Here is a 13,692-nt window from a genome sequence, read left to right as displayed (position 1 = left end):
TTAATGCCTATAACGTCTTTTCATATCTCGAATTTTATTTAATTTTCTTTGATGTGCTTTAATAGCAATGATAGCCGCAGCAACTATTGCAATAAATAAAACAATTAAAATAATTGGAAGAAAATTAAATGATGTTTTCTTTGAATTATTTGTAGTTGTTTTACTATTATTGGCTTTTTCAGGAGCCTTAGTAGTTGTACTAACAGCATTTGTTACTATGTTATTAGTTGAAGTAGTTTCCTCAGCTTTAGTCTCATCATTGTCTTTAGACTGTGTATAGTTAATATTTGCAGTTCCAAGAACCATATCCCCATATTTATAGGTAATTGTTGCAAATGAACCATCAGTTAAATTGAAAGATACATCAGTGTCTAAATCGCTAAATGAAATTCCTTTTGGAATTAGAATTGATGCATTCTTGTCTACTGTAATATTTGAAATTGTATCAGAAAAAGGTGATATAAAATCATTAGAAGTGTCGAAGTTAAATCGACTATCATTTTCGGATACATTTTCGTAGTTAAAATTATCAAAACCGTAATCAAGTAATTTCTTTGTATCGTCGAAAACCTGATCACCGTTAGATTTCATCACAACGGATATAAGTGAAACATTTCCACGTTTTGCATAAGTCACAAGTGTTTTTCCAGCCTGGTCTGTGTAACCGGTCTTGCCACCAATTACATCTGCGTCATAATATGGACTGGTTGTAAAAATCATCTTATGTCTCTGATATGATTGGAAAGGTTCAGTTCTCTTATTATTTGCAGGAATTGTATATTCAGTTGTATGAATTACATCCAAAAAAACAGGGTACTGTATGGCAGCTTTCATAATCATTGCCATATCATAAGCTGTTACATAATGGTTATCATCATGTAAACCATTTGGGTTAGCAAAATGAGTATCTGTAGCACCAGCCTGTTTAGCACGTTCATTCATTAGCTTGGCAAAAGCCTCTGAACTTCCTGCAATATGTTCTGCTAAGGCTGTAGCTGTTTCGTTAGCTGAGGAAAGCATTAATGCGTATAAACAATCCTTAACACTCATTTTCTCACCAACCTGACACTGAATGTTAGAATCCTCAGCAGTAAGACTGTCTAAATTCTTCTTTGAGTAAACTACAGTGTCATTCATTTTGCAATTCTCTATTGCAAGTAAAGCAGTCATAATCTTTGTAATACTTGCAGGATACATTTTCTTATGTGGATCCTTTTCGTAAATAATTGTACCTGTTGTTGGTTCAATTAGAATTGCTGATTCTCCAATAATAGATGGAGCTTTTGGTAAACTTTTCTTAGTAGCGGCAGACACATCTGTTTGCCAGCCACCAAACGCCTGCCCCACAAAAGTAACAAGCATAAAAACTGATAATATATATGATAAAAATTTCTTCATTTAAATCCTCTTTAATTCTTTTTATATGTCTCATATTATTTTACTAGGAACATGTAAAAAAATCAACAGTAATCCCCCTGGTAAAATAGTGAAAAAAGTATGAAAAATGTGTGATTAACTTAATTAAGAAAAGATTAAAAAAACAAAAAAGATTAGAATGTTAAAACACCCTAATCTTTTCTTAACTTTTTGTTATGTTATTTGCACTTCAAAATAATCTTATAAACTTATTATTAATGAACTCTTGATTTTATAACTTTTAGTCGTGTGAATTCTTCACGTTCTTTTTCTTCAAGTGCATTCTCAATAGTTTTAACAAGTACCTCATAGTTAGGAATTGTTATGTTTTGAAGAGCATTAGCACGTTTCTGTGTTTTCTTAATGTTGTATGCCAAACGGTAGGCGGCATTTTCAATCATGGACAACCTAATTGTAAGGTCTTTTACTTTCTCAAAATGAGATTTTGCTTCGTCCAAAGATTCTGTTGTTCCGTAAAAGGAATAAACAGGATTTTGAACTTCTTCTTTATGTTTCACAAGAGGAAGTTCAGTTCCCATAACACTTCGTGTTTTTATGTGAATATCCTGTTCAGGTGGAACGTTGAAGGCAAAAGTCTCTACGTTTTTGATGCCAAGCTCAATGTTGGCTTTTTCCAAAGCTGCATAAGCATCTGTAAAAGTTTTATCAATTTCATGCTGAATTAATTCAGCTTTTTCTGTTAGGTCCATAATCTCACGTATAAGAATATTTCTTTTTTTGTCCATTAGTTCGTAGCCTTGTCGTGCCAGAGCCAGTGAACTTTTGGCGGCCATTAAATTACCCTTAGTAGGTACTGTATTCAAATTCAATTGTGCCACCTCCTAACTAATCTGTAAATGCGTTGTAGTATTTATCTAAAATCTTTGTATCAATTCTATCAAGTTCTTCTTTAGGAAGAATATGAAGTAATTTCCAACCTAAATTTAATGTTTCGATAATGTTTCTATTAACACCCATACCTTGGCCAACAAATTCAGCTTCAAAAGCTTTACCAAATTCAAGATACTTTTTATCAGTTGGTGATAATTCATCTTCACCGATAACTGAAGCTAAGGCTCTTGCATCTCCAACTTTTGCGTAAGCAGAGAAAAGCTGGTTAGCAACATCCTGATGGTCTTCTCTTGTAAATCCTTCACCGATGCCGTCCTTCATAAGACGTGAAAGTGATGGAAGAACATTAATAGGCGGATAAATGCCCTGACCATATAATGAACGATCCAACGTAATCTGACCTTCAGTAATGTAACCTGTTAAGTCAGGTATTGGATGGGTAATGTCATCATTTGGCATTGTTAAAATAGGAATCTGTGTAACAGAACCTTTGGCACCTTTTATAATACCTGCACGTTCATAAATAGTTGCAAGTTCACTGTATAAATAACCTGGATAACCTTTTCTTGAAGGAATTTCACCTTTTGAAGAGGAAACCTCACGCATAGCTTCCGCAAAAGTAGTCATATCGGTTAGTATAACAAGAATGTGCATATCTTTTTCATAAGCTAAATATTCTGCAACAGTTAAAGCAACTTTCGGTGTAATAAGACGTTCTACTACAGGATCATTTGCCATGTTAAGGAACATTACAGTATGTTCTAAGGCACCTGATTCTTCAAAAGAACGTTTGAAGAAGTCGGCAACGTCGTTTTTTACACCCATGGCTGCAAACACAACAGCAAACTTTTCGTTGGTGTCATCACCTAAAGATGACTGATTAACTAACTGGGCTGCCAGCTGGTCATGTGGCAAACCGTTTCCTGAAAAAATAGGAAGCTTCTGCCCACGAATTAAAGTTGTTAAACCGTCAATGGCTGAGATTCCTGTTCTAATGTAGTTTCTAGGATATTCTCTACTAACAGGGTTAAGAGGCATACCGTTTACGTCTCTTTTTTCTCCGTTAATAGGTGGTAGCCCGTCTAAAGGCTTACCTACACCGTTAAAAGTACGGCCTAAAATATCCGGTGACAGGGCAACTTCCATAGGGTGTCCTGTTAGTTTTGTATGTGTATTGGTAAGAGACATGCCCTCGGAACCTTCGAAAACCTGAATAACAGCTTTGTCTTCATTGATTTCGATAATACGTCCAAGTCTTTTCTCTTCTCCATCGTTCATTTTAAATTCAACAATTTCGTCATAAGCGGCATCTTTTATACCTTCAAGAGCAACTAATGGCCCGTTTATTTCGCTTAATCCTAAATATTCTATAGCCATGTTGCACCTCCTTATGCCTGTTCCTCAATAATTTTTGCGTAGAAATCATCAATTGCCACTTTGTAATCGTCAAACATTGAAAGTTTGTTATTAGGAATATCATATTTAATGGCAATAACTTTTTCAAAAATGTTATTTTGTTTAAGTATGGACATTGGTATTCCCATTGCTATAAGTTTTGATGATTTTTCGTATAAATAAAGAATTGTTTTCATCATTAATAGCTGTTTCTTTAGTGGAACGCATGTATCCTGATCATGGAACGCGTTCTGCTGTAAAAATCCTAAACGTATTACTCTGGCAATTTCCAAAGTAAGTTTCTGGTCATCAGGTAAAACGTCGCTACCAATTAATTTTACAATTTCCATTAATGAACTTTCCTGATTTAAAAGAGAAAGCACCTGTGCTCTGCAGGATGAAAAATCAGGTCCAACGTTTGTGTTGTACCAATTAGTTAATTCATCAGCATATTCGCTGTAACTTGTAAGCCAGTGAATGGCAGGGAAATGTCTTGCGTAAGCTAGTGATTTATCAAGTCCCCAGAAGCAGCGTACAAATCGCTTTGTGTTCTGTGTAACAGGTTCTGAAAAGTCACCACCCTGTGGAGATACAGCTCCAATAATTGAAATTGAACCTTCAGTTCCGTTAAGGTTTTCCATATAGCCGGCTCTTTCATAGAAAGCAGATAATCTGCTGGCAAGATATGCAGGGAAACCTTCTTCAGCAGGCATTTCTTCAAGTCGGCCTGATAATTCTCTAAGAGCTTCAGCCCATCTTGATGTAGAGTCTGCCATAATTGCAACATGATAGCCCATGTCACGATAATATTCTGCTAAAGTAATACCTGTGTAAATTGAAGCCTCTCTGGCTGCTACAGGCATGTTACTCGTATTTGCAATAAGTGTTGTTCTGTCCATAAGTGGATTACCTGACTTTGGATCAACAAGTTCTGAAAATTCATCAAGAACCTGAGTCATTTCGTTCCCACGTTCACCACAACCAATGTAAATAATAATATCTGCATCAGCCCACTTGGCAATCTGATGCTGGTTCATTGTTTTTCCTGTACCAAAACCACCGGGTATTGCTGCAGTACCGCCTTTTGCCAAAGGGAAAAGAGTATCCATGATTCTTTGTCCCGTAACCAATGGAGCAGTAGTACCAAATCGTTTGTTAATTGGTCTAGGCTGTCTGATTGGCCATTTCTGTGTAAGAGTCAGGTCTAAAGTAGAACCATCATCTTTCTTAATGGTTACAATAGTGTCGTTAATTGTATACTGACCATCATCCACAACACTTACAACAGTTCCCTTAATGTAAGGTGGAACCATTGACTTGTGAACAATAGCTCTTGTTTCCTGAGTTGTGGCGATAATTGTACCACCTGAGACATAGTCACCTACATTTACTGTAATGTGTACATCCCATTTTTTTGTTATATCAAGTGAGTTTACATTTACTCCTCTGGAAATAAATGCACCTGACTGTTTCTCTATTTCGCTAAGTGGTCTTTCAATACCGTCAAAAATATTATTTAAAATACCAGGAGCTAAAGTAACGAAAATAGCACTGTCTGTACCATATATTAGTTCCCCGGGTTTTAGACCACTGGTTTCTTCATAAACTTGGATGGTAGTCATTTCAGATGAAAGACCAATAACTTCACCAACCAATCTTTCAGAACTAACGTAAACCATTTCGCCCATTTTAAAGTCTGTTTTACCTTTAATATAAACAACAGGCCCGTTAATTCCATAAATCTTTCCTGTTTTCTCCAATTGACTGCCTCCTAAAATGTAAATGCAAATTGTTCCTGTTCTTCAATAAGACGTGTTTTAAAAGAATTGTCTATAAGAATATTTTTCTCAGGAACGATAGTTCTTGTCCCACCTAGAAATTCTTTTTTATAAACTTCAATATTTACATTAAAAGATTCTTTTAAAACGTTAAGTAAATGAGAATCTTCAGGATCAATGTAAATAGTAATGTTTAAGTCACCATATTCCTTAATGATTTTATCTATTTGGTTTTCAAGCTGTTTAACATATTCAGGTGTTTTTCTATATGCTATGAGTTTTCCCCTAACAGATTCGAAAACTTTGGATTTTAATTCCGACTGCTTATTTGTAATTTGTTTCTTAATAAGCATTTGGGCTGAAGCTAACTCCTTTTTTGAATTAGCTTTAACCTGATTCATTCTGGCACGTTTAGATTCTTCTGATAAAAGAGTGGCATTTTCTTTGTGAATTGCCAGTTCATCATCTAAAGATGCCTTGTAGCTACTAAGTGATTCAGCGCTTTTGTTGTTGGCACTTTCTAAGGAAATACTTCTAAAGTGCTCCATCTTTTCTTCTATAGTCATAGCCCTGTATCCTTTCTAAATTTTGATTCCAATAGCCTCGTTAATATAGTTAGTAATGAAATTCTTTTGGCGACCAAGACCATGTCGGTCGGGAATTTCTACTAACAAAGGCTGTTTCTTGTTAAGTTTTATGTCGTCTATTACTTCAGGAATTTCAAAACTTAATTTTTCTGTTATAAGTAAAATTCCAAGATTTTTATCTTCCAGAACTTTTTCAACTGCGGCTTTTGCCTCTTTACGACCATGGACAACTACGCCTTCAACACCGGCTAAACGCATGCCTGTTAAAGTGTCTACATTGTCGCTGATTAAATACATTTTCATAAAAGCCTCCTAAACACTGTGTACAAATGAATTTATGCAACGTGTGTAAGAATAAGGAATGCAACAATAAATCCCCAAAGAGCAATACCTTCTGCTAAGGCAACGAAGATAAGTGCTTTACCGAAAATGCTTGAATCTTCGCTTAATGCTCCAAGAGCTGCACTAGCTGAGCTTGCAACTGCGTAACCTGAACCTATACATGAAAGACCAATTGCAAGACCTGCGGCAATAAGACCTAAACCGTTAGAAGAAGCTGCATCACTTGTTACAGCGGCGCTTGCTGTGTTACTGAAAATAACGATAGTTCCTAAAAGGAAAGTTCCAAAGAATGTTAAGCAGTTTGTTAAAACTGTTCTTTTGAAACGACCTTTACTCTGTTCTCCAACAAAGTAAACTACTAATGGTAAAACAATTGTAAGTAATAAAGCTACTGAAAATAAAACATTAATTAACATATTAAAATTCCTCCTGATGTTTAAAATTATTTTTTGTTTCTTTTTCTATATGGAACGAATTCCCTGCCATTTCCTTCATAGAAACGACCAAAGATTTCGTAATATTCCAAACGAAGAACCTGTATACCAACTACAAGACCTTCCATTGCTAAAACAATGATGTTTCCGATAATTACAACGAAAATATTAGCACTGCCACCATTTTCCGCACCTGCCAAAGTCATTACAACCTGCATCATGGCTGCGTGGCTGATTGCAAAAACGCCAATACGCAGGAAGGATAAGGCATTTGATAAATAAGTGATTAAGTAATCAAACAATTCAAAAAATGCTGTGGCTGCAAAAATTCCCGGTGAATCATCAATAGGTTTCTTCTTTGCCAGTATGTTTTTCAAAGGTTCCTCTAAGAATATTAAAATTAGTGGTATAACAAACATAACTACCAGCAAAGCAGTTCCAGGTAATGGATGACCTGTCATGTATAAGAGAATAACAAGAATCACACTACCGTAGAAAATAAATCCTGTTACAGCATTAGGTCCAAACAACGCTTTCCCTAAATTCTTTTGTTTTATGGCTGTAGCAATGTTTAAAATCATGGTTGTTAAAATAATAAATGAACCAAATAAAAATGCTGCAACTAAAACAATGTTAATCTCACCTAAAAATGAAAGTGTCATCATGGAATCCAAAGGTTTTATAACTGATTCAAATTCAAAACCGAAGAAACTTCCAAACAGGGCACCAAATATACATGAGAACACTCCGGCGGCACAAACAATGCCGGCAAGATCCATTTTCTTAACTTTGTATAAAATGCCACCGCCGATTACTAAACATAAGCCCTGACCTAAATCACCAAACATTACACCAAATATAAGTGCATAGGTAATTGTCAAAAACAGGGTAGGATCAAATTCATTGTAACCTGGTAAGCCATACATACGAACAAAAAGTTCAAATGGTTTGGCAAATTTAAAGTTTTTAAGCTTAGTTGGAGGAGTTGTTTTGTGATCCTCAACATCATCGCTTACAATACAAACAACATTTACGTCATTGTCTGTTTCCTTTAAAAGCTTTTTAGCTTCCTTACTTGTCATCCAACCACAAAGAACCTGAAATGTAACGCCGGAATCTTTTGTTACAGCAGCTAATTTTCTAACATCAAAATTGCTGTAAGCTGACTCAATTCGTCTAATGGCTGAAACCAGTTTATCCTTATTCTTCTCGATAATCTGATTTATTTCCTGTTCTTTTTGTTTTTTCTTTTCTTCTATTTCAGTTTTTTTATTAGCTATTTCCAAACATTCGTCATTAGGAAAGCCTTTATATTTCTTTGGTATAGCTATTTCGTCAAATCTAATGTTATGGAAATCTTTCTCAACTTCATCAAAATAATCTAATGGAGCGAAGAATACACCATAAACAAAATCCGTATCATTAAGAGTTGATATGAAAATAGCATTAATGTCGGGATCTAAGTAAGATTCAAACTTGTCGAAACTGCTTTTTGGAATTCTACCAAAACGATATTTGAAAAATTCCATGTCATAAATTCTTTTAAGAGTATAATTAAGTGTCTTAAAAGGTGCTAAAATGCCATAGTCTGTGTTAAGACTTTCTATTTCTTTGTCTAAGTCATCAATTTCACTTCTAACGTCAGCCAGACTGTCATCAATTTTGTAAAGGAACTTCTCAGCATCCTTTACACCAACATTAGAAACTTTAGCTTTTTCAGGTTCCTTAACAAGTTGCATTAACTCGTGACTTTTGTTAAGTGCAGCTTTAAAAGGATTTTCTTCAGAAAAAGTAGTAAATTGTTCGTTAGAACTAAATTCCGTTAGGGCATTTTCAAGATGAATGTCATGCTTGCTTAAATAATTTTCTACCAAATTATCAATCTCAGTTTTGGGACCGGCAAGAGTGACAAAACTCATTTTTTCAATCATTATAACACCCCTTTCTTCCTATTAATATAGTGTGCAATGTTTTCACTGTCATAACCATATCGTATACATTCCATTGCAGTAATAATTTTGGCAACTTCTAAACTTTTCAAATGTAGGTAAGCATTAATGGCTGCCAAAGAGTATGGGGCAGTTTTAAAATCTTTCATATATATGGTATTTAAAACGCTGCCAAATTGTGTTTCCATATCATCATAATCATTAAAACCGTAGGTTCTGCCATAATAGCATTTGTTAAGAAGTTCAAAAAATTCTCCATCACTTTCACATTCAACAAAAGCCTTAATGTTAGAACGGTCAAGATTATAATATATTGGAATTAAAAACGAGTAGATTTGAGAATGAGAAACTGAGTAATAGTGTTTCATTCTGTAAATCCACAATATGTTAAGCAAATCAACCTGAGAACCAAAGGAGTTAATAAAATATTTCTTCTCGCCCTTTGGTACAAATGAGTCTGCATGATTCCAAATGTAACTAAAGAAAAATAAATCTAAAGACATTTCGTAATCAAATAAAACAGGGTTCTCCAAATTGGATACCGCCTTAATTACTTTCTCATAAACAGAACCATTTAGATTGCTTATAAATTCTTCCATGGTGTTAGAATTAACCAAATTATCAATATTTAATTTTGAATTTCGCTTAAAGTGTTTGTCCACCAACATCGGTATAGTGCTGCTACGACTGTCCATAATATTACGCATACAGGCTTTCAATGTGGCAATTTCATATTTCATAAAATAAAATTCCAAATATTTTCGTTGTGACGTTCCTGCAAAATGAAAAATCTTGGAAAAATCATGATAAGTTGAAAAAGTCAGTCGACTTTCTATTTCACCACGATGAGCCTGAGTAGAATCAATTCCGGATAAAACTTCCGAGTATGCCGGAAAAGTCTGAAGATAAGTAAGTAGTTCAGACACAGTTTTTAGTCCTGTAATTTCTTCGTATTGTTGGGAAGAAAGCAGTCGTTTCTTCATAGCTCTTATTTTGGTAGTCATACCACTGTAAGCAGTGAGTTTTCCTGATTTCATTGACTACTCCTTAATAATATTGTTAAAAATCTCCTGTGCAAGAGATTCAGTTTTTTCATTATATGCAGATTCTAACTTGGCAAGTTCAGCGTTGCAGTCTTCCTGATATTTAGCGATTTCCTTTTCGCTTTCCTTTGCAAGAGTCTTCTCGTATTCATTAACCTGCGCATTAACCTGATCTTCTAAGTTCTGGTCAAAAGCCTGCTTTTCCTTGCTAATGTAGTCAGCATATTTGGCTTTTTCATCCTGAGTTTTCTGCATTATCTTAGCAGAAGCAGAGTCAATGTTTGCAAGTTGGTCGATAATACTGTTAAGTTCCTGACTCATAGTAGGTCCTCCTTATTTTGATTGGCATTACAAATTCATAAAACATTTGATAAATATAAGAAGTTTTATAAATTAATATGCCGTAAATATAAAAGAACCGGTTTTTGTACCGGTATTTAAAAATCATACATGAGTAATAAATCTCACAATTTAACTTTAGCACTTTTACAAGAAATTACAATAAAAAACTTGAAAAATTGTGCAATTAATCATAAAATCCTTAGAGACAATAATATATGAATATAATACTTTAAAAATTGTTAAAATATACACAAAAGGAGAAATTCATGAGATTAAGAAATGTACCCGGTTCAAGAGAAGCCATTGCCGATAACGATATGGCAATTAATGAACCAACAGAACTTAAAGGAAAGTGGAAGGAAGAGTTTGGAAATGACAACCCTATTAGAATTGAAATAGGAATGGGTAAGGGAAAGTTCATTACAACTCTTGCAATGGAAAATCCAGACATTAACTATATTGGAATTGAGAAATATTCAAGTGTACTTATTAGAGCAATCGAAAGATGTGAAGAGATTGAAGTACCTAACCTTAGATTTATAAGAATGGAAGCAGAATATATCTGTGATGTTTTCGAAAAAGGTGAAGTGGATAGAATTTACTTAAACTTCTCAGATCCATGGCCAAAGGACAGACATGCTAAAAGAAGATTAACTTCAAAACAGTTTTTTGAACGTTATGATGTAATTCTAAAAAAAGATGGTATTGTTGAATTTAAAACAGATAATGATTTATTATTCCAGTTTTCATTAGAGCAGGTTCCGGAAGCCGGCTGGGAATTAATAGAACAAACATGGGATTTACATAATGATGAAAGATTAATGCAGGGAAATGTTATGACTGAATACGAAAGTAAATTTTCACAAATGGGAAATCCAATACACAAGCTAATTGCCAAAAGATAATTTATTAGGAAGTAAAAAAGAGGAAAGGTTAAGCAAAAAACTTAATCTTTCCTCTTTTATATAGTAAAAATTTATTTTTTTTCTGTCTGATTTTTAAATCTATCTTTTAATTTATTACATAATTTTTTATCAGGTTTATTTTTTCGTACCTTTTCATTAGTTAAAATTGGTAGGTCTATATTCTTTTCTTTAAGTCGTTTGTCTACGGCATCCTCAGTTAAACCGGTAATAACCGCAACACATGGAACACCAAGCAGCATACCGATAACACCGGCAAACCATCCACCAATAGTGATGGCAAAAATAATCCATAAAGGTCTAAGACCTGTTGAGTCACCAAGAATCTTTGGACCAATAACATTACCATCAAGCTGCTGAATAATAATAATTAAAACAGCGAATACCAATGCACTCTTTGGCGAGTAAATGCAAAGAAGTAAAACACTTGGTACACCACCAATGAACGGTCCAAAATATGGAATCATATTTGTTATACAAACAACAATGCTTACAAGCAAAGCACAATCGGAAAATCCTTTAACACCAAAGAACGAAATTACAATCATTGAAACAAAACATAAAAGACCAATAATAAGTGAGTCTATCATTTTGCCATCAAAGAAATCACTGAAAATTTTAATTGAACGTTTTGTCACATACCAGATTCTTTCAGCACGTTCTTTTTTGAAAAATGCAAAAACAACACGTTTAATTCCACGAGCCTGCATTCTTTCATCAATAATAAGGTAGCATGAAACAATAATGGCTACAATAAAATTAATAGCAAACTTCACAACATAAACACCGGTTGTAACAATAGTAGTTGTAAGTGTTGAAATGAATTTGCTTAATGTACTTTGTAAAGTAGTATCAGCGTTAGTAACGGTATTCTGAATATATTTAAAATCAATATCAGGATATCTTTTTGAAAGATTATTAATAAAATCCATAATGCTGTTTGCCCAATCAGGCATTTTGTCAAGCAACTGCGTCAAACTGTCAATAATCTCAGGAATAAGATAAACCAAGCCAACTACCAAAACAGAAATAACAAGCAAATAGGAAAAAAGAATTGCAAGTAATCTGTTTAATGCATTATTTGTAATGTGAAGCCATTTCTTAAAAACAGTCTTTCTCATCCAAGAAACAAGAGGACTAATAAGAAAGGCAATTAAAATACCCATAAAAAAAGGTGACAAAGTAGATAACAGAGTATTAAGGGTGGCTGAAGTTGATTCCCAAAAGAAAACAGCTCTAATAATAATAGCCATAATCAAAACAGTTACAGTGCTGTAAATGCAAATAGTAAAATATCTACTGTTACCTTCGAATTTGTTTTTGTTATCGCTCATATAAGTCTCCTAAAAAATTCAATTTTATTTCCCACTTTTGTGCAAGCACAAGTAGGCTAATAACTTTTTGACACTGTTAAGTATAAATATAAAATGAAATAAGTACAAGGGTAAAAGTTGTACTTATGGTAAAATAAATTCATATATAATAGGTAGAAACTACATCAAGTAAGGCAAAATAATAAAAAATTACAAAAAAGTTAAAAAAAATTGAAAAAACTCTTGAAAAAGTGTGAAGGCTAGTATATAATAACACTTGTCGCTGATGAAGTGACAAAAACAAAACAAGCGCCTCTAGCTCATTTGGTAGAGCACCTGACTCTTAATCAGGGTGTGCAGGGTTCGAGCCCCTGGAGGCGCACTTGCGGGTACCGTTTCGGACATTAAATTGCCTGGGGTGGTACTTTTCTTTGTGCGTAAGCAATGAGTCACATAAAAAAAGAGAGAATGTTCAGAGAGAAATGTTTACATTTCGAAAAGAACATTCTCTCTTTTTTTAATGCGGCGAATGCCGCATCAGCGAGATGAAGCGAAGCGTAATTGAGCTGTATGTGACTCATTCAAGTGGTGGGTAATCGGCGAATGCCGCATCAGCGAGATGAAGCGGAGTGTAATCGAGCTGTATGTGACTCATTGAAGTGGTGGGTAATCGGCGAATGCCGCATCAGCGAAATGAAGCGAAGTGCAATCGAGCTGTGCACTGCCTTATTTAAAGGCACATTCCGCAAAATCACTTATAAAACCAGAAACTTCTCTGAAACATAAAAGTAACTTGTTTTCCCCTGAAAAATACAATCTTAAAATAACTACCAATCTACATATTTCAGTTTTAAAATCATTATTAAAAAATTAATGTGACAACAACATCAACATTAAAAAACATCGATAAAAATTAGATTAAATTAGGAGGAAAAAGGTTTGAAAAAATCGATGTTATGTAAATCTTTCCCACAAATCTTCCCACAAGTTGTGGGAAGAATGTTATTTTCGATTATATTTTCTTATATCTATTCATAAATTATTTTGTTAAGCGTATATTGATACCATTTAGGAAATTAAGACATACACTTAGGAAAAATCCATTTACATTAGAAAAAATAAAAGTAATATGTACTTGTCCGGACAATACTTTAGTATATACGGGAAGGAAAAGTATTGTACTCATACATTTACAAATGGTTTCTTAGATTTTTCTAGAAACACATATTATTAATATATAAAATGTTATTATATATTCCTTTTGCAATGAAGGTTATTTTGTTATAATGGATGTAACTTAGTAACAGCAAGAGGAATA

At 33.9% G+C, this 13,692-nt stretch carries 12 protein-coding genes and 1 tRNA gene; 2 read left to right on the top strand and 11 right to left on the bottom strand.

Annotated elements, in window-relative coordinates:
- From ACZM4J_RS09565 to ACZM4J_RS09520, 10 genes are all read right to left on the bottom strand, one after another.
- Positions 1 to 1,398, bottom strand: coding sequence for a D-alanyl-D-alanine carboxypeptidase family protein (locus ACZM4J_RS09565; protein WP_489486038.1), 1,398 nt, complete (start codon positions 1,396 to 1,398; stop codon positions 1 to 3).
- A gap of 233 nt (positions 1,399 to 1,631) precedes the next feature.
- Positions 1,632 to 2,246, bottom strand: a complete 615-nt coding sequence (locus tag ACZM4J_RS09560; RefSeq protein ID WP_489486037.1) for a V-type ATP synthase subunit D — start codon at positions 2,244 to 2,246, stop codon at positions 1,632 to 1,634.
- A 16-nt stretch (positions 2,247 to 2,262) separates the two neighbouring features.
- Positions 2,263 to 3,645, bottom strand: a complete 1,383-nt coding sequence (locus ACZM4J_RS09555; RefSeq protein WP_302690222.1) for a V-type ATP synthase subunit B — start codon at positions 3,643 to 3,645, stop codon at positions 2,263 to 2,265.
- An 11-nt stretch (positions 3,646 to 3,656) separates the two neighbouring features.
- Entirely contained in the window at positions 3,657 to 5,423 is a 1,767-nt protein-coding gene (locus ACZM4J_RS09550) for a V-type ATP synthase subunit A (RefSeq protein WP_022165201.1), read from the bottom strand.
- A gap of 11 nt (positions 5,424 to 5,434) precedes the next feature.
- Positions 5,435 to 6,007 carry a V-type ATP synthase subunit E gene (locus ACZM4J_RS09545; protein ID WP_022165202.1) on the bottom strand — a complete coding sequence of 191 codons (573 nt, stop codon included), beginning with the start codon at positions 6,005 to 6,007 and terminating at the stop codon, positions 5,435 to 5,437.
- Positions 6,008 to 6,022: 15 nt separating this feature from the next.
- Entirely contained in the window at positions 6,023 to 6,331 is a 309-nt protein-coding gene (locus tag ACZM4J_RS09540) for a V-type ATP synthase subunit F (RefSeq protein WP_022165203.1), read from the bottom strand.
- Between the two features lie 32 nt (positions 6,332 to 6,363).
- On the bottom strand, positions 6,364 to 6,786 hold the full coding sequence (locus tag ACZM4J_RS09535; protein WP_118000010.1) for an ATP synthase subunit C: 423 nt from the start codon (positions 6,784 to 6,786) through the stop codon (positions 6,364 to 6,366).
- Between the two features lie 26 nt (positions 6,787 to 6,812).
- Positions 6,813 to 8,735 carry a V-type ATP synthase subunit I gene (locus ACZM4J_RS09530; protein WP_489486035.1) on the bottom strand — a complete coding sequence of 641 codons (1,923 nt, stop codon included), beginning with the start codon at positions 8,733 to 8,735 and terminating at the stop codon, positions 6,813 to 6,815.
- A complete protein-coding gene (locus tag ACZM4J_RS09525) occupies positions 8,735 to 9,790 on the bottom strand; it encodes a V0D/AC39 family V-type ATPase subunit (protein ID WP_022165206.1) in 1,056 nt (351 codons plus the stop codon). Before ACZM4J_RS09525 ends, ACZM4J_RS09530 begins: the two co-directional genes overlap by 1 nt.
- 3 nt (positions 9,791 to 9,793) lie before the next feature.
- A complete protein-coding gene (locus ACZM4J_RS09520) occupies positions 9,794 to 10,117 on the bottom strand; it encodes a hypothetical protein (RefSeq protein WP_022165207.1) in 324 nt (107 codons plus the stop codon).
- A gap of 287 nt (positions 10,118 to 10,404) precedes the next feature.
- Here ACZM4J_RS09520 and trmB point away from each other — a divergent pair, with 287 nt between their 5' ends.
- Positions 10,405 to 11,043 (top strand): tRNA (guanosine(46)-N7)-methyltransferase TrmB, encoded by a 639-nt coding sequence (trmB, locus tag ACZM4J_RS09515; protein ID WP_118000007.1) that lies wholly within the window; start codon positions 10,405 to 10,407, stop codon positions 11,041 to 11,043.
- A gap of 71 nt (positions 11,044 to 11,114) precedes the next feature.
- On the opposite strand, the gene ACZM4J_RS09510 is transcribed toward trmB, so the two are convergent.
- On the bottom strand, positions 11,115 to 12,395 hold the full coding sequence (locus ACZM4J_RS09510; protein ID WP_489486033.1) for an AI-2E family transporter: 1,281 nt from the start codon (positions 12,393 to 12,395) through the stop codon (positions 11,115 to 11,117).
- Positions 12,396 to 12,683: 288 nt separating this feature from the next.
- Here ACZM4J_RS09510 and ACZM4J_RS09505 point away from each other — a divergent pair.
- A tRNA-Lys gene (locus ACZM4J_RS09505) sits at positions 12,684 to 12,756 on the top strand.
- Positions 12,757 to 13,692: the final 936 nt, after the last annotated feature.

This window comes from Eubacterium sp., assembly GCF_057858645.1.
Note: the sequence above shows the minus strand (reverse complement) of the source record. Positions and strands in the feature narration are given on the sequence as shown.

What these genes read in the sequence shown, in the direction of transcription:
- ACZM4J_RS09565 (WP_489486038.1), bottom strand. Translation starts at nt 1,398, where the DNA reads ATGAAGAAATTTTTATCATATATATTATCAGTTTTTATGCTTGTTACT.
- ACZM4J_RS09555 (WP_302690222.1), bottom strand. Translation starts at nt 3,645, where the DNA reads ATGGCTATAGAATATTTAGGATTAAGCGAAATAAACGGGCCATTAGTT.
- ACZM4J_RS09545 (WP_022165202.1), bottom strand. Translation starts at nt 6,007, where the DNA reads ATGACTATAGAAGAAAAGATGGAGCACTTTAGAAGTATTTCCTTAGAA.
- ACZM4J_RS09540 (WP_022165203.1), bottom strand. Translation starts at nt 6,331, where the DNA reads ATGAAAATGTATTTAATCAGCGACAATGTAGACACTTTAACAGGCATG.
- ACZM4J_RS09535 (WP_118000010.1), bottom strand. Translation starts at nt 6,786, where the DNA reads ATGTTAATTAATGTTTTATTTTCAGTAGCTTTATTACTTACAATTGTT.
- ACZM4J_RS09530 (WP_489486035.1), bottom strand. Translation starts at nt 8,735, where the DNA reads ATGATTGAAAAAATGAGTTTTGTCACTCTTGCCGGTCCCAAAACTGAG.
- ACZM4J_RS09525 (WP_022165206.1), bottom strand. Translation starts at nt 9,790, where the DNA reads ATGAAATCAGGAAAACTCACTGCTTACAGTGGTATGACTACCAAAATA.
- ACZM4J_RS09520 (WP_022165207.1), bottom strand. Translation starts at nt 10,117, where the DNA reads ATGAGTCAGGAACTTAACAGTATTATCGACCAACTTGCAAACATTGAC.
- trmB (WP_118000007.1), top strand. Translation starts at nt 10,405, where the DNA reads ATGAGATTAAGAAATGTACCCGGTTCAAGAGAAGCCATTGCCGATAAC.
- ACZM4J_RS09510 (WP_489486033.1), bottom strand. Translation starts at nt 12,395, where the DNA reads ATGAGCGATAACAAAAACAAATTCGAAGGTAACAGTAGATATTTTACT.